This is a genomic window from Microbacterium proteolyticum (assembly GCF_014192415.1).
GTDB lineage: Bacteria > Actinomycetota > Actinomycetes > Actinomycetales > Microbacteriaceae > Microbacterium > Microbacterium proteolyticum.
This window is the reverse complement of sequence record NZ_JACHXY010000001.1, coordinates 1,180,712-1,199,641: the sequence shown is the minus strand read 5'-3', so window position 1 is coordinate 1,199,641 and position 18,930 is coordinate 1,180,712. Positions and strand designations below refer to the sequence as shown.

13 protein-coding genes are annotated in these 18,930 nt (G+C 70.0%); 11 read left to right on the top strand and 2 right to left on the bottom strand.

The window, feature by feature from the left end:
• Nucleotides 1-145 precede the first annotated feature (145 nt).
• From FHS07_RS05490 to araA, 7 genes are all read left to right on the top strand, one after another.
• Nucleotides 146-1,153, top strand: a complete 1,008-nt coding sequence (locus FHS07_RS05490) for a substrate-binding domain-containing protein (protein WP_183418837.1) — start codon at nucleotides 146-148, stop codon at nucleotides 1,151-1,153.
• Nucleotides 1,154-1,265: 112 nt separating this feature from the next.
• The gene (locus FHS07_RS05485; RefSeq protein WP_183418836.1) at nucleotides 1,266-2,837 is read left to right on the top strand and encodes a sugar ABC transporter ATP-binding protein; all 1,572 of its coding nucleotides are present in this window, start codon (nucleotides 1,266-1,268) and stop codon (nucleotides 2,835-2,837) included.
• Nucleotides 2,837-3,874, top strand: a complete 1,038-nt coding sequence (locus FHS07_RS05480; protein ID WP_183418835.1) for an ABC transporter permease — start codon at nucleotides 2,837-2,839, stop codon at nucleotides 3,872-3,874. Before FHS07_RS05485 ends, FHS07_RS05480 begins: the two co-directional genes overlap by 1 nt.
• A complete protein-coding gene (locus tag FHS07_RS05475; protein WP_183418834.1) occupies nucleotides 3,871-4,923 on the top strand; it encodes an ABC transporter permease in 1,053 nt (350 codons plus the stop codon). The genes FHS07_RS05480 and FHS07_RS05475 overlap by 4 nt, the downstream gene beginning before the upstream one ends.
• The gene (locus FHS07_RS05470) at nucleotides 4,920-5,681 is read left to right on the top strand and encodes an L-ribulose-5-phosphate 4-epimerase (protein ID WP_221189126.1); all 762 of its coding nucleotides are present in this window, start codon (nucleotides 4,920-4,922) and stop codon (nucleotides 5,679-5,681) included. The genes FHS07_RS05475 and FHS07_RS05470 overlap by 4 nt, the downstream gene beginning before the upstream one ends.
• A complete protein-coding gene (locus FHS07_RS05465) occupies nucleotides 5,678-7,285 on the top strand; it encodes an FGGY-family carbohydrate kinase (protein ID WP_183418833.1) in 1,608 nt (535 codons plus the stop codon). The genes FHS07_RS05470 and FHS07_RS05465 overlap by 4 nt, the downstream gene beginning before the upstream one ends.
• Before the next feature lie 41 nt (nucleotides 7,286-7,326).
• On the top strand, nucleotides 7,327-8,838 hold the full coding sequence (gene araA, locus FHS07_RS05460; protein ID WP_183418832.1) for an L-arabinose isomerase: 1,512 nt from the start codon (nucleotides 7,327-7,329) through the stop codon (nucleotides 8,836-8,838).
• A gap of 595 nt (nucleotides 8,839-9,433) precedes the next feature.
• Here the strand turns inward: araA and FHS07_RS05455 are convergent.
• Both FHS07_RS05455 and FHS07_RS05450 read right to left on the bottom strand, forming a co-directional pair.
• The gene (locus FHS07_RS05455) at nucleotides 9,434-12,361 is read right to left on the bottom strand and encodes an immunoglobulin-like domain-containing protein (protein ID WP_183418831.1); all 2,928 of its coding nucleotides are present in this window, start codon (nucleotides 12,359-12,361) and stop codon (nucleotides 9,434-9,436) included.
• 175 nt (nucleotides 12,362-12,536) lie between these two features.
• Nucleotides 12,537-12,734, bottom strand: coding sequence for a hypothetical protein (locus FHS07_RS05450; protein WP_183418830.1), 198 nt, complete (start codon nucleotides 12,732-12,734; stop codon nucleotides 12,537-12,539).
• A gap of 56 nt (nucleotides 12,735-12,790) precedes the next feature.
• On the opposite strand from FHS07_RS05450, the gene FHS07_RS05445 reads away from it, so the two are divergent.
• From FHS07_RS05445 to FHS07_RS05430, 4 genes are all read left to right on the top strand, one after another.
• Nucleotides 12,791-15,499 (top strand): LamG-like jellyroll fold domain-containing protein, encoded by a 2,709-nt coding sequence (locus tag FHS07_RS05445; RefSeq protein WP_183418829.1) that lies wholly within the window; start codon nucleotides 12,791-12,793, stop codon nucleotides 15,497-15,499.
• Between the two features lie 86 nt (nucleotides 15,500-15,585).
• Nucleotides 15,586-16,605 carry a permease gene (locus FHS07_RS05440; protein ID WP_183418828.1) on the top strand — a complete coding sequence of 340 codons (1,020 nt, stop codon included), beginning with the start codon at nucleotides 15,586-15,588 and terminating at the stop codon, nucleotides 16,603-16,605.
• Entirely contained in the window at nucleotides 16,598-17,338 is a 741-nt protein-coding gene (locus FHS07_RS05435; RefSeq protein WP_183418827.1) for a TIGR03943 family putative permease subunit, read from the top strand. Before FHS07_RS05440 ends, FHS07_RS05435 begins: the two co-directional genes overlap by 8 nt.
• Complete coding sequence (locus FHS07_RS05430; RefSeq protein ID WP_183418826.1) at nucleotides 17,319-18,698, top strand: hypothetical protein; 1,380 nt, start codon at nucleotides 17,319-17,321, stop codon at nucleotides 18,696-18,698. Before FHS07_RS05435 ends, FHS07_RS05430 begins: the two co-directional genes overlap by 20 nt.
• Nucleotides 18,699-18,930: the final 232 nt, after the last annotated feature.

Below are 18,930 nucleotides of genomic sequence, written 5' to 3'. Positions count from 1 at the left end.
ATCTGAAACCGGGAAAATCTCGTGAAAAAGTCTTGCGCTCTTGAATGTTAGCGCGCACACTAATGAAGACCAGGAGTGCCGCTCTTAGCTGCACAGCATCCCCTCTCCAACCCGAATGCTGGAGAGATCTCAAGGAGGAGAACACATGTCGATTTCGAAGCGCATGCGCGGCGTCGTCGGATTCATCGGTGCGGGCGCAGTCGCCCTGACCCTGGCCGGCTGTGCCGGTGGTGCCGATTCGGGTAGCGGTGGCGACGCCGCCGATGACGGCGTCACCACGGTCGGCTTCGTCGCCGTCGGTCCCGAGGGTGGATGGCGCAACGCCAACGAGCAGGCCATCAAGGACGCCTTCACGGCAGATGCCGGCTTCGACCTCAAGTACGCCCCGGCCGCCAGCCCCAGCGACCAGAAGTCGCAGCTCGACGCCTTCGCCACCTTCGTCAACGACGACGTCGACGTCATCCTGCTCACCGCCACCGAGGCTTCGGGCTGGGAGTCTTCGCTCGAGCTCGCCAAGGAGGCCGAGATCCCCGTCGTGCTCCTCGACCGCGGTGTCGACGCGTCCGACGACCTCTACGTCACCCGCATCGCCCCCGACAACAAGCAGGTTGCGGAGTCGGTCGGCTCGTGGGCCGTCGAGACCTTCCCGACCGGTGCGAAGTACTTCGTCCTCGAGGGCGTCCCCGGCCTCTCGGTCGTCAACGAGCGCAACGAGGGCTTCGACGCCGAGGTGTCCAGCGCCTCCGGCTTCACCAAGGTCGGCGCTCAGACCGCCAACTGGAAGACCGACGAAGGCAAGTCGGTCATCGAGACCGTGCTGAAGGCCAACAACAACGACATCCAGTTCATCTTCGCCCAGAACGATGAAATGGGTATCGGTGCGGCCCAGGCCGTCTCCGCCGCGGGCCTGACCCCCGGCACCGACGTCAAGATCGCCACCATCGACGGCACCAAGGGTGCGCTCGAGGCTCTCGCCGCCGGTCAGCTGAGCTTCGTCGCCCAGTACAACCCGTTCTTCGGCGACACCGCCGTCGACGCGGTGCAGAAGGCCCTCGCCGGTGACACCGTCGAGAAGACGATCATCGTCGACAGCGCGACCTTTGACTCGCCGGCCGCGGCCGACACGGCGCTCGCCGAGGGCCTCGGCTTCTAAGCCGGGTCCACCCGCTCGACACGCACCACTCATGGAGTGGGGGCGGCCCGCCCGGGCTGCCCCCACTCCGCATTCCCCACCCGCTCCGTACCAGCGAGGAAGTTCGTCAGCGATGACAGAATCCCTACCGATCGTCGAAGTCCGCGGCGCATCGATCACATTCCCCGGCGTCAAAGCCCTCGACGAAGTGAACTTCCGACTCCTGCCGGGAGAAGTCCACACCCTCATGGGCGAGAACGGCGCGGGCAAGTCGACCCTCATCAAGGCGTTGACCGGCGTTTACCAGATCGACTCCGGGTCGATCCTCATCTTCGGCGAGGAGCGGCGCCTGACCGGCACCGCCTCGGCTCAGGCGGCCGGCATCTCGACCGTCTACCAAGAGGTCAACCTCTGCACCAACCTCACCATCGGTGAGAACGTCATGCTCGGCCACGAGATCCGCGGGCCGTTCGGCATCAACTGGCGCGCTACGCACGCTCGCGCCAAAGAGGCGCTGACCGGTATGGGTCTCGGCCACCTCGACCCCCGGTCCCCGCTGTCGTCGATCTCGATCGCCCTGCAGCAGCTCGTCGCCATCAGCCGCGCGATGGTCACCGATTCGAAGGTGCTCATCCTCGACGAGCCGACCTCGAGCCTCGACGCCGCCGAGGTCGAGGTGCTCTTCACCGTCATGCGTCGCCTCCGCGACCAGGGGGTGGCCATTCTCTTCGTCTCGCACTTCCTCGATCAGGTCTATGCGATCAGCGACCGCATCACGGTGCTCCGCAACGGCGGCTTCGTGGGCGAGTATCTGACCCGCGACCTCGACCGCACCCAGCTCATCTCGAAGATGATCGGCAAGGACATCGAGGCCCTCCGCGCCCTCGGGTCCAACCGTCAGGTCGATGCCCGTGACCGCAACGAGACCCCCGTCTACGCGGCCGAGGGCATCGCCCGTGCGGGAGCCCTCGCCCCCACCGACATCGAGATCCACAAGGGCGAGGTGGTCGGCTTCGCAGGTCTCCTCGGCTCGGGTCGCACCGAGCTCGCCCGCCTGATCGCCGGCGCCGACCGCGCCGACGCGGGCACCGTGCGGCTCAAGGGCAAGAAGGTCAACGTCAACTCCCCGGTCTCGGGTCTGGGAAACCACATCGCCTACTCGACCGAGAACCGTCGCGACGACGGCATCATCGGCGACCTGAGCATCCGCGAGAACATCATGCTCGCGCTGCAGGCCAAGCGTGGGTGGCTGCGCCGCATCCCCGCGAAGGAGGTCGACCAGCTCGTCTCGACCTACATGGAGCGTTTCAGCGTTCGACCGAACGACCCCGAGCGCCCGATCCGCCTGCTCTCGGGCGGCAATCAGCAGAAGGTCCTGCTCGGCCGGTGGCTGGCGACCGATCCCGAACTGCTGCTGCTCGACGAGCCGACCCGCGGCATCGACGTCGGCGCCAAGGCCGACATCCAGGAGACCGTCGCGGAGCTCGCCGAGGCGGGCATGAGCGTCGTCTTCATCTCGTCCGAGCTCGAAGAGGTCGTGCGCCTGTCCGAGCGCATCGTGATCATGAAGGACCACGAGAAGGTCGGCGAGATCGTCAACGGCCCCGACGTCACCGCCGAGCGCGTCGTGTCGATCATCGCCGCCGAGACCGAAGAAGAGGCGGAAGCCCAGACCGAGGCCCTCGCCGAAGGAGAGACCCGCTGATGACCGTCTTCAAGTCGCTGCTGCGCACTCCCTGGTTCTGGGGCATCATCGGCATCCTGCTGCTGCTGTCGCTGAACGTCATCAAGGACCCGACCTACCTCGCCGTCGGCATCAACCCGACCACCGGACAGCTCTCGGGCAACCTGCTCGACATCCTGCGGGTGTCGGCGCCGATCATCATGATCGCCCTCGGCATGACCTTCGTCATCGCCACCAAGGGCATCGACCTGTCGGTCGGATCGATCATGGCCGTCGGCGGTGCCGCCGCCATGGAGCTCCTGCGCTCGCTCAACGAGACGAGTTCGTTCGGCGCCATGTTCATGGCGATCGGCCTCGCCCTCCTGCTCGGCGCCGTCCTCGGTCTCGTCAACGGCCTGCTCGTCTCGGTCGTCGGCCTGCAGCCGTTCATCAGCACGCTCGTGATGATGCTCGCCGCCCGCGGTATCGCCCGTGTGATCACCGGTGGTCAGAACACCAACTCGCAGAACCAGCCGTTCCAGCAGATCTCCAACGGCCAGGTGCTCGGACTGCCCATCAGCTTCGTCACCGCGATCGTCATCGTCGTGGTCGTCACGGTGATCATGCGCCGCACCGCCCTGGGTCTCATGATCGAGTCCATCGGCGTGAACCCCGACGCAAGCCGCCTCGCCGGCATCCGTCCGCGTCCGATCCTCATCACCGTCTACGTGCTCTCGGGCATCCTCGCCGCCGGCGGTGGTCTGTTCACGGTCTCGGAGGTCATGACGGTCGACGTGTCGGGCACCGGCTATCAGATGGAGCTCGACGCGATCCTCGCCGTCGTCATCGGCGGCACCTCCCTCGCCGGAGGCAAGTTCTCCATCCTCGGTTCCACCATCGGGGCGCTGCTGATCGCGACCCTGAACAAGACCGTCCTCTTCCTCGGGGTCTCCGCCGCGGCGACCCCGGCCTTCAAGGCCATCGTCATCGTGCTGCTCGTCCTGCTGCAGTCCGAGCGGGTGAGGACCTTCGTCCTCCAGGCCGGACGCCGCCGTACCCGTAAGGAGGTCGTCGCATGAGCACGACCGTCTCACCCCCGTCGCCCTCGCACGGCACCGAGGTCCCGGTGCGGGGCCTGGCGATCTCCCGCATGTGGGGTCGCAGCCAGTCCGCCGTCCCGACGCTGGCCGCCGTCGTGCTCCTCGTCGCGATGCTCGTCTACGCCGAGCTCGCCTACGGTCGCGTGTTCCACGCCGGCACCATGTCGAGCCTGCTCGTCAGCTTCGCGCCGACGATCATCCTCGCCGTCGGCATGACCATCGTCATCCTGTCGGGGGGCATCGACCTGTCCGTCGGCGCCGTCGTCGCCTTCACCTCGGTGTCGGGCGTCATGCTGATGAACAACGGCGTCAACGGCTGGGTCGCCGTCATCCTGATGATCGTGTTCGGAGCCCTGTTCGGTCTGGTCTCGGGCGTCCTGATCCAGTACTTCAACGTGCAGCCCTTCATCGCCACGCTGGCCATGATGTTCCTCGCGCGAGGTCTGGCATCCATTCTCTCGACCGTGCCGGTGCAGGCGCCGGACAACTCCCCGATCCTGGTGCTCGCCACCGACTGGAAGCTGTACGACGGTCCGAAGACGAACGACCTCGTCCTCACGCCCGGCTTCTTCATCGCCGTGCTCGTCGTCGCAGCCGCCTTCATGCTCCTGCACCGCACCCGCACCGGCCGCACGGTGTACGGCATCGGCGGGGCCGAGAACTCGGCGCAGCTGATGGGCCTGCCCGTCGCCCGCACCCGCGTGCTCATCTACGTGCTCAGCGGTGCCCTCGCCGGCCTCGCGGCCGTCGTCTACACGGCCGAGGTGGGCGGGAAGGCGCAGAACGTCACCGGCATCGGATGGGAACTGGATGCCATCGCCGCGGTCGTCATCGGCGGAACGCTCCTGACCGGCGGCGCCGGGTACGTCCTCGGTTCGGTCGTCGGCTCGCTGGTGCTCGCCGCCCTGGCCATGATCATCACCAAAGACGGTGGCATCCGCCCCGAATACTTGACCATCATCACCGGCGGTATCCTGCTCGGATTCGTTCTGTTGCAGCGCGTGCTGACCGCGCGGCGCCGAAAATGAGCACCGTCGTCGACCCGCACCCCCGCAAGGAGAACCCCGTGGCAGCGTCCCCTGCTGACATCACACCCGGCGTCCAGGAATCCATCGACCGCGTCCGCGAGGACGTCGCCCGGCTGCACGCCGAGCTCGTGCGCTACAACCTGATCGTGTGGACCGGTGGAAACGTCTCGGGCCGTGTGCCCGGGGCCGATCTGTTCGTCATCAAGCCCTCGGGCGTCTCGTACGACGACCTGGCGCCCGAGAACATGATCCTGTGCGACCTCGACGGCAACGCGATCCCCGGTACGCCGGGCAGTGAGCGCAGCCCCTCGAGCGACACCGCAGCCCACGCGTACGTCTACCGTCACATGCCCGAGGTCGGCGGGGTCGTGCACACGCACTCCACCTACGGCGTCGCGTGGGCGGCCCGCGGCGAAGAGATCCCCTGCGTGATCACGGCCATGGCCGACGAGTTCGGCGGACCCATCCCGGTCGGCCCGTTCGCGATCATCGGCGACGACTCCATCGGTCGCGGCATCGTCGAGACCCTGCGCGGGCACCGTTCGCGCGGCGTCATCATGCAGAACCACGGTCCGTTCACCATCGGCTCGAACGCGAAGGATGCCGTGAAGGCGGCCGTCATGCTCGAAGATGTCGCGCGCACCGTGCACATCGCCCGCGAGGCGGGACCGCTCATCCCGATCCCGCAGGAACACATCGACGCGCTCTACAACCGCTACCAGAACGTGTACGGCCAGAACACGGACGCGCGCCGGTGAGCGCCGTCACCACCTCGCCCGCCGAGGTCATCGCCTCCGGCCGCGCCGTGTTGGGAATCGAACTCGGCTCGACGCGCATCAAGGCCTGCCTCGTCGATGCCGACGAGCCCACCCGCGTGCTGGCCACCGGCTCGCACGCGTGGGAGAACCGCTACCGCGACGGCAACTGGACCTATGCGCTGAACGACGTCTGGACAGGTGTGCAGACCGCCTACGCCGCGCTCGTCGCCGACGTGCAGCGTCGACACGGCGTCGCGATCGAGACGCTCGCCGCGGCGGGCGTGTCCGCGATGATGCACGGCTACCTCGCGTTCGACGCCGAGGGGGAGCTGCTGGTGCCGTTCCGCACCTGGCGGAACACCTCGACCGAGCGGGCCGCCGGCGTGCTGTCGGAGCTGCTGGGCACGAACATCCCGCTGCGCTGGTCGATCGCGCACCTGTACCAGGCGGTGCTCGACGAGGAAGACCACATCCCCGGCGTGGCCTCGTTCACCACCCTCGCCGGGTACGTCCACGAGAAGCTGACCGGTCGTCGGGTGCTCGGCATCGGGGACGCCTCCGGTATGTTCCCCATCGATGTCGCCACCCGCGACTACGACGCCGTCATGGCGGCCAAGTTCGACCGCCTCGTCGCGGAGCGGGCCCCGGGCCTCCGTCTCCGCTCGTTGCTACCCGACGTGCTCGTCGCCGGCGAGGCCGCGGGCGAGCTGACGACCGAGGGTGCGGCGCTCCTCGACCCGACCGGCGCACTGCGTGCGGGTGTGCTGTTCTGCCCGCCCGAAGGCGACGCCGGCACCGGCATGGTCGCGACCAACTCGGTCGCTCCCCGCACCGGCAACGTCAGCGCCGGCACGAGCATCTTCGCCATGGTCGTGCTCGAGGGTCCCCTCCGCCGCACGCACGACGAGCTCGACCTCGTCACCACCCCCGCAGGCGACCTCGTCGCGATGGTGCACTGCAACAACGGCGCGAGCGAACTCGCCGCCTGGGTGGGGCTGTTCGAGCGGTTCGCGGCCATCGCCGGCGGCACCCTCGACCCCGACGAGGTGTTCGAGGCGCTCTTCCTGGAATCGCTGGACGGCGCGCCCGACGCCGGCGGCTTGCTCGCCTACAACCATCTGGCCGGAGAACCCATCGCCGGCCTGCCGGAGGGACGGCCGCTGTTCGTCCGCACGCCCGACAGTCGTCTGACGCTGGCGAACTTCATGCGCGCGCAGCTCTACGGCGTGTTCGGCACCCTCGCCCTGGGCATGCGCGTGCTCGCCGCCGAGGGTGTGGAGCTCGACCGCATGTACGCGCACGGCGGGGTGTTCCGTACGGCAGGGATCGCGCAGCGCTTCCTCGCCGGTGCGCTGGACGCGCCGGTCTCGGTCGCGGCGACCGCGTCCGAGGGCGGAGCATGGGGGATCGCGGTCCTCGCGGCCTTCGCCGCGGACACCGCGGGAGACCCTATCGACACCTATCTCACCGACCGTGTCTTCGCGCAGACGGGCTTCGTCTCCATCGACCCCGACCCCGAGGACGTCCCCGGGTTCGCGGCCTACCTCACCCGATACCGCGCGGGGCTCGCCATCGAGCACGCCGCGATCGCGGCGACGCCCTGACCGCGGCTCTCGCCACTCCCACCACCAAAAGGAATTCCCGCATGACCCGCACCACTCTCCGGAACGATCTCGACGGCTACGAGGTCTGGTTCGTCACCGGCAGCCAGAACCTCTACGGGGAAGAGACCCTCAAGCAGGTCGCCGAGCAGTCGCAGGCCGTCGTCGAGGGCCTTTCCGGCCTGCCCGTCAAGGTCGTCTGGAAGCCCGTGCTGAAGGACTCCGACAGCATCCGCCGCATGGCGCTCGAGATCAACGGCCGCGACGACGTCATCGGCGTGATCGCGTGGATGCACACCTTCAGCCCCGCGAAGATGTGGATCTCGGGTCTCGATGCCCTGCAGAAGCCCCTGCTGCACCTGCACACGCAGGCCAACGTCGAGCTGCCGTGGAACGACATCGACTTCGACTTCATGAACCTGAACCAGGCCGCCCACGGCGACCGCGAGTTCGGATACATCCAGACGCGTCTGGGCATCTCGCGCAAGACCGTCGTCGGCCACGTGTCGAACCCGGCCGTCCGTCAGCAGATCGAAGACTGGGAGCGCGCCGCCGCCGGCTGGACCGCCGCCCGCACCCTCAAGCTCGCCCGCTTCGGTGACAACATGCGCTTCGTCGCCGTCACCGAGGGCGACAAGACCGAGGCCGAGCTGCGCTTCGGCGTACAGGTCAACACGTGGGGCGTGAACGAGCTCGCCGAGGCGGTTGCGCAGGCTTCGGATGCCGATATCGATGCGCTCGTGCAGGAGTACGTCGACACCTACGACGTGGCCTCCGAGCTGCTCCCGGGCGGGGACCGCCACCAGTCTCTGCGCGACGGCGCTGCCATCGAGCTGGGCCTGCGCTCCTTCCTCGAGGAGGGCGGCTTCGGCGCATTCACCACCTCGTTCGAAGACCTCGGTGCGCTCAAGCAGCTCCCCGGTCTCGCCGTGCAGCGCCTCATGGCCGAAGGCTACGGCTTCGGCGCCGAGGGCGACTGGAAGACCGCGATCCTCGTGCGCGTCGCCAACGTGATGGGCGCGGGCCTGCCCGGCGGCGCCTCGCTGATGGAGGACTACACCTACGACCTCGTGCCCGGTGCCGAGCGTATCCTCGGCGCGCACATGCTCGAAGTCTCGCCGTCGCTGACGTCGAAGAAGCCGCGTCTCGAGATCCACGCGCTGGGTATCGGCGGCAAGGACGACCCGGTGCGCCTGGTCTTCACCGCCGACCCCGGCCCCGCGCTGGTCGTGGCGATGAGCGACATGCGCGACCGTTTCCGCCTGACCGCGAACGTCGTCGAGAACGTCGACGCGCCCGACCTGCCGAAGCTGCCCGTGGGCCGCGCGGTGTGGAAGCCCGCGCCCGACTTCGCCACCTCGGCCGCCTGCTGGCTCGCTGCGGGAGCCGCCCACCACACCGTCATGACGACGGCCGTGGGCATCGAGGTGTTCCGCGACTTCGCCGAGATCGCCAAGACCGAGCTCGTCGTCATCGACGAGGACACCACGGTCCGCGCTTTCCAGAGCGAGCTGCGCTGGAACCAGGCGTACTACCGCCTGGCCCAGGGCCTGTAAGAACCCATCGTCCCGGGCGCCGCACTGCCCCGGGGCGATGCGGCACTCGCGCGTCCCGTTCGCTCGGGGCGCGTGCCGCGCGTCGGTTTCGACGCACGGATCGTGCCCCGGACTCGTGGTGGCGGTGGGCTACCGCAGAGTCCGGGGCACTTCTGCGTTCACGCGCGGCTGAGCGGGCGCGGCGCAGGCGCGATCCTGGCGCGCGGACGGGTTCGTCTGCCCGGTGTCGGCGAGGCGGGACGTGACGGACATCGCGGTCGCAGGCTGCAGTCGTCTCGTCCGCGAGATGCGGTCTCCCAGGGCCGCGGAGCGTGCCCCCACAGGGCCGCTCGCCTCGGGACCGCTCGCCACGGGGCCGCCTGCCTCAGGGCCGCCTGCCTCGGGGCCGCTCGCCGCGGGGTCGCCTGCCTCAGGGCCGCTCGCCTCAGGGCCGCCCGCCACGGGGGATGCCGCGACGCGGGCGCTACCGCTCGGGCGTCAGTCCGCCGCCGTATCCGGCACGGGACGTATCCGCGGCCAGGAGACGACGAAGGCCCCGGTGGAGGGGGAATCCACCGGGGCCCGGACCGTCACCCGAGGGGGACGGTGTGGGGGGTCAGCTGCAGGATCTCGCGGCGTAGGCGGCCGTGACCGTCCCCGTCGCCGATCCCTGGGTCACCGTCACCTGCGCCTCGCCGGCGGCAACCGACGCCGAGCGGGTGGCGAAGACGGCCGACGTGGTGGCGCCCGCGGCGACCGTCGCGTTCTTGGAACCGTAGGTCGACGTCATGGCCAGCGTGGCCGTCGTGTCACCGGTGTTGACCGCCTTGAGAACGAGCTGCACCTTGCCGGCGACGCAGCGCGCCTCCGCCGAGAACTGCACCTTCACCAGCGAGCGGACGGTGACGGTGGCCTCGACCGGCATGCGCGAGTCGTCCTGTGCGACGCCCGACACCGTGAAGGTGCCCGCGGCGGCGAACTTCGCAGCATCCACTGCGTCCCACTTCACGTCGACCGTCTGGACCGAACCGTCGGCCTTGGTCAGGCGTGCCTGGGGCAGCACGGGCGCCGTACCGGCGTCGGTGGCGACGTCGATGGCATCCACGGTTTTCACCGCGATGTTCGGCGCGTACGCCTCGAGCACCTTCTGGTACTCAGCGCGTGTGACGGGGATGACGGTGCCGTGGCGCGGCTTGCCGCCGTCGGCGTTCTGCGGCAGGCCCTGACGGAGCTTGCTGCCGAGCGCCTGCCAGCTGCCGGCGCGGTCGAGGTCGTTCGTGCCGAAGGGCACGTAGTGGTTGGGTCCACCGTGATAGTTCGGCTGGTCGATGAAGAGGAACCAGTCGAGGCCGTTCACGTCACCCTCGTTGGCCGCGAAGATGTTCGGGCCCTCACCGCTGGAGTAGGTGCCGTTCGGTTCGCCGTTGGGCAGGCCGCTGGCGACGCGCTCCTCGACGAGGGTCCACTGGTTCGCCGCTCCCGTCGTGCCCGGCAGCGAGCCGGAGATCGTCGCGAGCAGGTCGGTGGACTTCTCGTGGCGCAGGGTCATGCTCGCCTCGTCCTTGGTGAAGCGGTGGTAGACGCCGTCCTTCTTCGCCACGCTGGAGTCGATCAGACCGAGACCGTTTCCGCGACGCACGTCGCTCCAGACCTTCGCGTCGGAGAACGTGACGAAGTCGTCGGTCGTGGCGTACATCATGCGGTTGTAGGTCACGCCCGTGCGGTCGGCCGCGTTCGTGGTGGGGTACAGGTTGGACGCCCAATAGACGACGAAGGTGTCGAGCTCTTCGTCCCAGTACGCCTCGGGGGCCCAAGTGTTGCCGGCGAAGTCCGACGACACCTTCACGTGACGCTGTGCCGACCAGGTGACCAGGTCGTCGGACTCCCAGACCTCGATGTACTTCGAGCCGGAGATCTGCGCGGTGGCGAAGCCGCCCGCGAGGCCGTCGATCTTGAGGTCGGTGGCGATCATGTAGAACTTGTCGCCGTGGGGAGCGCGGATGATGAACGGGTCGCGCAGACCCTGGGTGCCGACGGTCGAGGTGAAGATCGGCTTGCCCTGGTTGAGGGTGTTCCAGCTCAGCGCGTCGTTGCCCTTCGAGGCGGCGATGCTGACGCGCTCGGCGCCGTCGCCCTCACCGGTGAAGTAGGTCCAGAAGTACGCCTCGGTCTTGTCCGTCGCGCCCGGCATGGGCTGGATGCGAGCGGTGAAGGTGCGGCTCGAGGTCGCGCTGCCGTTGGTGGCGGTGGCGGTGAGCTGCACGTCGACGGCGGGGGAGCCGGCGGCCGGACGCTTCACCTCGACGGTGCGCGAGTCTGCGCGCACACCGTCGCGCAGCTCGGCGTTCGCCGCACCGGCGGGGGCGACCGACCAGACGATGGTCGACCCCTGGGCACCGGCGGTGGACACCGAGAAGTTGCCACGGATGTTGTCGAGATTCTGAATCGAGAGGGCGGTGAGGTCGCGCGACACCTTCTCGGAGTCGGCGAGCTGCTGCGGGACCGTCACGGCATAGGTCTGCGTGCGCGTCTCGGCACCGACGGTGAAGGTGGCGGTGAGGGTCACCGAGGCGTCACCCGAGCCGGAGGTCGGACGCGTGACCTTCGCCGCGCCGCCGGTGAAGGCGACGGCGGCGTTGTCGGACGCCCAGCTGACGGTCGCGCCCGCGCTGGAGGTGGGGACCGTGAAGTCGGTGAGGGCCGTGGACGGCACGCTCACGCCGGCGACGGCGCGGTCGAGCGCCTGCGAGTTGTACAGCGCTGTGACGTCGCTCTCGCTGAGAGCCGAGGAGTACACGGCGAAGTCGTCGACGAGGCCGCTCCACCCCGCGTCGGGGTAGGTCGAACGGCCCAGGTACGACACGAGCGACGATCCGAAGGAGGAGACGTCGCGCGCGATGGTGTTCTGCGCGATACGCGTGCCGTTGATGTAGACGCTGAGCTGGCCGGTGGTCCCGCTGATCACCGTCGTGTAGAGGCTGAGCCCTGCGGGGGTACGCGCACCGGTGGTGGCCGTGTTCGTCGCGCCCGGGCCGACCTCGGTGCCCCACGGAGCGCCGGCGTTGACGGAGTTGGTGACGACCGACTTGACATAGCCGTTGGGGTTGGCGGGATTGAGCAGCCAATACCCCGACGAGAACGACGCGCCGGAGGCGACGGGGGCGCCGATGAAGGCGGCGGCGACGTTGCCGTTGCCCGAACGCGGCGAGAGCCACGTCGAGATGGTGAGGTCCTTCTTGCCGACGAGGCCGGCGGTGGGGATGTCGAGGTAGGCCGCGGTGCCGGCCGCGCCGCCGGGCAGAGACAGGGCGCCGCCCGTGACGGAGCCGCCGTTCTGACGAAGGGTGGCGTTGTAGCTGTTGCCGCTGCTGTCGGCGATCGTGACGCCGTCGGCGCCGTCGAACGAGTAGTGGATGAGCGGCTGCGGCCCCGTGGCCGCGTGGGCGGCCGTCGCGGTGGCGCCCAATCCGGTCATCGTGAGGGTGACCGCGGCTGTGACGGCCAGGCCCTTCCTCCACTGGGGTGAACGTGTGCGCGTGCGCATTGCGGGCGTCCTTGCTCTTCGGGCGACGCGAGGCGCATCTCCGGCCCGGACGGCGACGTCGGGGGCGCCGGGACACGCGTCATCGCGGTCTTCGGGTGACCGCAGGGCGGTCGAGGGGCTGTGTTGTTACCGGGAACACCCAGTCATCACAAAATAGGACCGCTGTCAGGGGGTGTCAAGCACCGGTCGGCCCGGATGTGCGGCGAACGCCGTGCGCCGCCGTCATCGACGTGGCGAGCGTCGCCTCCTCGGGGATCGTCGGCGAACCGCGCGAGGCGACGACGGGGAGTCCGGTCTGGTGTCTTCGGTCGCGCGACGGGTCGCCGGTGTCGGAATCACCGGTCTTGCCCGTCCCCGAAGTGAGCGGTAACATCCAGTACGTTCCTGCGCCTCAGGGGCCCCGATCATCCTGGCAAAGGAGCTGGAGTGATGACCGCACACTCGACCGCCCCCACCGCGTCGGCGCGAACGTCGACCAGACGCCGGGGGAGCGTGATCGCCAGCCTCGCCGCCGGCGTCGCCCTGCTCGCGGGCGGCCTCGTGCCCCTGGCTGCGGCACCGGCCACGGCGGAGACCGGGATCCCCTCCGCGGGTCTGCGTGCGGAATACGTCTTCGACGAGACCGCCGGTGCCAGCGTGCCCAACAGCGCGCCGACGACGCTCGGGGCGGCGACCGTGATGAACGCCACCGACGCTCTGTGGACGGGATCGTCGCTGGTCTTCACCGGGGGTGCGAAGACCAGTCCGACCGCCAGCTGGGTCCGGCTCCCGAACGACGCCCTCGCCGGCGCACGTTCGGCGACGGTGACCATCGAGACCAAGCTCGACGCCTCGATGAAGAACAACTGGAACTTCCTCTGGAACATCGGCAGCGACTCCCCGACGCGGTCGTACTTCGCGTCGGTCCGTGACAATCCCCGCACCGTCATCACCACCGACGGCGGTGGCGGCGAGGTCAACGCCCGCTCCGGCGCCGCACTGTCGGCCGACCGGTGGTACAGCCTCACCTCGGTCATCGACGGCGCCGCCGGGCGCGTCACCTTCTTCGTCGACGGCACGCAGGTGGCATCCACCCCCACCACCCTCTCGCCCGCCGACATCACCGATCAGACCCTGAATGCGATCGGTCGCGCGCCGTACCCCGACCCCATGTACAAGGGCGAGGTGTCGACGTTCCGCGTGTACGACCGGGCATTGTCGGCCACCGAGGTCGCGCAGGTGTCGACGACGGACGCCACCATCCACGCCGACGCCCACCGGCAGGCCGCGCAGGCCGTGGTGGACACCGTGTCCCCGGTGACCGTCGACGAGGGCACGACCACCCTCCCGACCTACGGCGGCCGCGTGAGCTGGGCCGCAACCGACTCCGGCGCGACGGTCGCCGCCGACGGCAAGACGCTGACGACGGCACTGCCCGCGGTCGGCTCCCCGGCGCGGACCACCACGCTGACGGCAACCGCGACGGTCCGCGGGGTGGCCGCCTCCCGTGCCGTGACCGCGACGATCCAGCCCGCCCGTGCCGCCGACGACGCGTTCGGGTACGCCATGGTGCACTTCATCGAGGATGCCGACGGCTACGCCGAGAAGATCTACCTCGACGTCTCGCGAGGCGACGACCCCGAGGCCTGGGACCCGTTGAACGGCGGCAAGCCCATCCTCGCGTCGCAGCTGGGCACGACGGGTGTCCGCGACCCCTACCTGACCTACAACCTCGAGACGCAGACGTACTACATCATCGCCACCGACCTGCGGGTGTTCGGGGGCGACGGGGGATCGGGCTCGTGCACGAGCTGGTGCTACTGGACGACCCAGGGCTCCACGAAGCTGGACGTCTGGGAGTCCAAGGACCTCGTCACCTGGGGCGACCTGCGCCAGTTCGACGTCGCCCAGTCGCCCGCCGGAGCCGAGGTCGCCGAGCTGGGAATGGCGTGGGCGCCCGAGGCGACGTGGGTCGACGGGTACAACGCCGACGGCAGCGGTGCCTTCGTCCTCTACTGGTCGTCGACCGTATACGGCAACGACGCCCACACCGGGTCGTCGTACTCGCGCGTGCTCTGGGGGGCGACCACCGACTTCACGCAGCAGACCTACCGCTACGGCGGCACGATGATCGACACCGGCGGCGACGCCATCGACACGACCGTCATCCAGAACGACGGCACGACCTACCGCGTCACGAAGGACAACGCCTTCGGCCGGGGTATCTACATGGAGTCGACCACGGCGGCCGACTGGTGGAAGCCCTCGACGGCCTGGACGACGGTGCAGGAGCGGATCGGCGCGGACTACTCCGGGGGTAACCCGGGCGGCGTCGAGGGACCCGCCGTCTTCCAGCGCCACGGCGAGGACGAGTGGTACCTGTACGTCGACGTCATCCCCTCGACCGGGTACCGGCCGATGCAGACGACGGACCTCGACGCCGGGTGGACGCCGCTCGTTTCCGACACCTTCTCGATGGCGCCCAGCACCAAGCACGGCGGAATCGTGCCGCTGACCTTCGGCCAGTACGACGGGATCCGTCAGGCGGATGCCGCGGCCGTCGTCACCACGGATCTCGGTGACGCCGCCGTCACGCAGGGCGCCACCGCGCCGACCATCACGGCCGCTCTACCCGGCGAAGCGCAGGTGACCCTGGCGTACGGTCGCGGCACCGCCGCGCAGCCCGTGACGTGGAACCTCACCGGCGTCGACGCATCGAAGCCCGGGTCGTATCCGGTCACCGGGACGGTGCGGACGGTCGGAGCGAACCTGAACCAGTGGGTCGGGCCCCACGGCTCGACCGCGTACGACGTCGCCGACCGGCGCCTGTTCAGCTCGACCGCGCTCACCGTCACCGCGGACGTCGTCGTGACCGCCCCCGCGCCGGCCGTCACGGCCACGGCCGAGACGCGGTGCGCCGCCGGCAAGGCGATCGTGGTCACCCGCATCTCCAACGGCGGTGCGGCACCGGTCGCCCTGCAGGTGGACTCGGCGCACGGCTCGAAGACGATCGCGTCCCTCGGCGCCGGCAAGAGCACGATCGTGACCTTCACGGCCCGGACGAACCCCCTGGCCGCTGGCGAGGTCACCGTCGTCGCCGGCGCGGGCGGCGCCACCTCGTCGGTGACGGCGTCGTTCGGGGCGACCACCTGCCGCTGACCCCGCGGCCACGCCCGCACCGCCCACCGACGTCGACCGACGGCCAGGACACCATGCTCCCCACGCGCTCCCGCTCGGCGGCGCCGATGACCGTGCGACCGGAGCCCACCCCTCCGACGCTCGGCTCCGGCGCGCGCCGGGTGCTCCTCGTGGCAGCGGCCCTCGTCGTCGCCGCGATCGTCGTGCGGTGGATGACCATCGACGCCGACGGCTCCCTCCCCAGCGCCCTCTCCGACGGCATCACCCTCGCCGCGAGCGTGGTCATCGAGTCGCTGCCGTTCGTCTTCCTCGGCATCTCGATCTCGATCGCGGTGCAGCTGTGGGTCCCCTCGCGCGTTCTGGATGCCGTCATCCCGCGCGCCGGCATCCTCCGACGCGCCGTCCTGTCGCTGCTCGGAGTCGTTCTGCCGGTGTGCGAGTGCGGCAACGTCCCCCTGGCCCGCGGGCTGATGATGCGCGGGTTCTCGGTCGCCGATTCGGTGACGTTCCTGTTGGCGGCACCCATCCTGAACCCGGTGACCCTCATCACGACGTACCAGGCGTTCGGGTGGAACGACGGCATCCTGGTGTCCCGGCTGGTGGGCGGTTTCGTGCTCGCGAACCTCGTGGGCTGGCTCGTCAGCCTGCACCCGGAGCCGCAGCGGCTGCTCACTCCGCAGTGGGCGGCGGTGTGCGCGGCGGCGGCGTCGTCGCCGCGGGAGCCGGCGACCCTGCGGCGTGCGGCCGTGATGTTCCGCGATGAGGTCTCGGCCATGCTGCCGGCACTCTTCCTCGGCGCAGCGGTCGCGGGCGTCATCCAGGTGGCGGTGTCGCGCGACACGCTGACGGGGATCGGCGGGCACCCCGTGCTCGGCATCCTGGCGCTGATGGTGCTGGCCTTCGTGATCGCGATCTGCTCCAACGTCGACGCGTTCTTCGCGCTGTCGCTGGCGTCGTCGTTCTCGCCCGGCGCGCTGGTGGCGTTCCTCGTGCTCGGCCCGATGATCGACGTGAAGATGCTCGTGATGCTCTCCACGACCTTCCGTCTGCGCACGCTCGCGGGGATCACCCTCGTCGTGGCGCTCGGCGCCCTCACCCTCGGTCTGGTGGTGAACCTGCTTGTCTGAGCTCCTCTCCCGATGGACGGGTCTCGCCCTGTGCGGCATCGGTCTCGTCGCCACCCTCGCGCTCGCCGCCGCGGGCGACCTCACGTTGTACATCCACCCCCGTTACGTCGTCTTCACCGTGCTGTTGAGCGTCGTGGGGGCGGGGCTCTTCGCGGCGGCGGTCTGGGTCACCGCCACGGGGCGCGAGGCGGCGCACGACCACGACCACGACCATGATCACCCCGGCCGGCGGCGCTCGTACCGGATGCTGTCGACCGCCGTGACGGGCGTACTCGTCGTCGTGTCCGCGGGGGCGCTGCTGGTCGCACCCCCGACGACGCTGAGCGCCGAGCGCGCGCTGTCGAGCACGAGCGCCGTGGACGGCGGTGGCGACGTGCCCCGCCCGTCGCTCGTCGGCAGCGACCCGACCCGCTTCTCGGTCCGTGACTGGGCGAGCATCCTCGGCAGCGGCGCGACCGCCGACGACCTCGTCGGGCAGCAGGCCGACGTGACGGGGTTCCTGCTCATCGACGACTCCGGCGCCGTCCGCGTCGGGCGCTACGCCGTCACCTGCTGCACGGTCGACGCGCAGCTGTTCGCCGTGCCCGTCATCGCGGCCGATCTGCCGAGCGATCTGCGCTCGGGCGACTGGGTGCACCTGACCGGCACCTTCGCCGACGATGAGGGTGCGACCCACCTGCGCCCCGCCACCGCCGACGCCGTGGAGGAGCCCGATGACCCGTACCTCTCCTGAAGCGGAGGCCGCCCGCTCGCCCTCCTCCCGCCGCTGGGTCGTGGCCGGTATCGCCGTCGTCGTCTGCCTGGCCGCGGTCAGCACGACCCTCGCCGCCGCCGCGCTCGAGCGCGGACCGCGCATCCGCGGCGTCGACGGCGACCCGTCGCTCGCGGTGCAGCAGTCGGGTGTGACGCTGGTTCTCCGCGCCGATCAGCCCCTCGACCCCCGATCGGCGGAGGGGGTACGGGTCGAACCCGCGGTGCCCTTCGAGGTGGAGGTGACCGGATCGACGATGCGTCTGCGCTTCACCGGCACCGTCGATCATGCTCGCGATTACCGGGTGAGCATCCCGACCCTCCGCGGGCGCGCGACGGGCGCGACCGCGGAGGCCGCGTTCGACTTCGCGACGCCGCCCCTGAGTGTCACCACCCTCGAACGCGGGGGGAGCTTCGACCGCGCGGGCGGTGCCGACGATCGGATCGTGCGCCACGACCTGTCATCCGGCTCCGACGAGGTGATCTTCTCGGCGCCGCGCATCCAGGAGTACGCCGACGACGGCGACGGGGTGGTCGCCGCGGTACTCCACGCAGACGGCCGCGCCACCCTGACCCGCGCCGGCCAGGGGGCGGATCCGGTGCCGCTGCCCCTCCCGGGCGACGGGACCGTCGGGTTGCTGCGGGCCTCGGCCGACGCCGGTCGCGCGGGCTTCGTCTTCACCGGCACCGGGGCGCAGGCGCAGTCGTACATCAGCACGCTGTTCCTCGTCGACCTCGCTGATCCCGACGCCGGTGCGCGCGCCGTGCTCGACCTGGACGGCCTCCCTCTGCAGGCGGATTCGTGGTTCTTCGTGCCCGGCAGCTCCTACCTCGTCGCACAGGCGCCCACGGGGTCGCTCATCCTCGTGGATGCCACCGGCTCGGCGCCCCCGCGTCTGCTCGGGGAGGTCGGGGCGCTGCGCGCTGTGCTACCCGCCTCGACGTCGCTCGTGATCGACGGTTCCGCAGGTCCGGCCGTCCTCGACCTCACCAACGGCACGCTGAGCGACATCGTCGGCGCTGCCGCTGACGAGGTGTCGACGGGCACGGTGTTCCTCTCCGACTCCTCGTCGGTGCAGTGGACGGCAGAGGACGTCGTGCGCCGGACCGCGACGGAACCGCCTGCCGGGGTCTTCCGGGCCGGCGCCGGCGGCCGGATCGAAGAAGTCTGCGTCTCACCCAGCGGCCGCTTCGCGGCGATCGGGGTGGTTCGGGCCGACGCCGGGATCGACGACTACCCCGCGCGCGCCGAGTGGCTGGGGCGGACCTCGACCGTGATCGACGTGTCCTCGGGCACCCGGCTCGCCGAGGTTCCCGGGACGCGCCCGGATTGGTGCGCCTGAGGCGCGTCTGCGCCGGCGACGGTACTTCGGGTGCGCGGGTGCGCGGGTGCGCGGGTGCGCGGTCGCGCGGCGTGATGCGCGATCGCCCGAGGCGCCGGCCATCGGGTGCGCGGTCGCGCGGAGGCGATCGCGCGGGGTGCGCGCTCGCGCGGACCCCGGATGCGGATGAGCACGGCATCCGGGTTCCGGGAGGCGAACACCCGCATGCGGGGGACCCGGCTGAACGGCATCC

Bases quoted from the DNA above. Each gene is read 5' to 3' on its own strand.
- FHS07_RS05445 (WP_183418829.1), top strand. From the start codon at position 12,791: ATGACCGCACACTCGACCGCCCCCACCGCGTCGGCGCGAACGTCGACC.
- FHS07_RS05470 (WP_221189126.1), top strand. From the start codon at position 4,920: ATGAGCACCGTCGTCGACCCGCACCCCCGCAAGGAGAACCCCGTGGCA.
- FHS07_RS05455 (WP_183418831.1), bottom strand. From the start codon at position 12,361: ATGCGCACGCGCACACGTTCACCCCAGTGGAGGAAGGGCCTGGCCGTC.
- araA (WP_183418832.1), top strand. From the start codon at position 7,327: ATGACCCGCACCACTCTCCGGAACGATCTCGACGGCTACGAGGTCTGG.
- FHS07_RS05485 (WP_183418836.1), top strand. From the start codon at position 1,266: ATGACAGAATCCCTACCGATCGTCGAAGTCCGCGGCGCATCGATCACA.
- FHS07_RS05480 (WP_183418835.1), top strand. From the start codon at position 2,837: ATGACCGTCTTCAAGTCGCTGCTGCGCACTCCCTGGTTCTGGGGCATC.
- FHS07_RS05450 (WP_183418830.1), bottom strand. From the start codon at position 12,734: ATGTTACCGCTCACTTCGGGGACGGGCAAGACCGGTGATTCCGACACC.
- FHS07_RS05430 (WP_183418826.1), top strand. From the start codon at position 17,319: ATGACCCGTACCTCTCCTGAAGCGGAGGCCGCCCGCTCGCCCTCCTCC.
- FHS07_RS05490 (WP_183418837.1), top strand. From the start codon at position 146: ATGTCGATTTCGAAGCGCATGCGCGGCGTCGTCGGATTCATCGGTGCG.
- FHS07_RS05440 (WP_183418828.1), top strand. From the start codon at position 15,586: ATGACCGTGCGACCGGAGCCCACCCCTCCGACGCTCGGCTCCGGCGCG.
- FHS07_RS05475 (WP_183418834.1), top strand. From the start codon at position 3,871: ATGAGCACGACCGTCTCACCCCCGTCGCCCTCGCACGGCACCGAGGTC.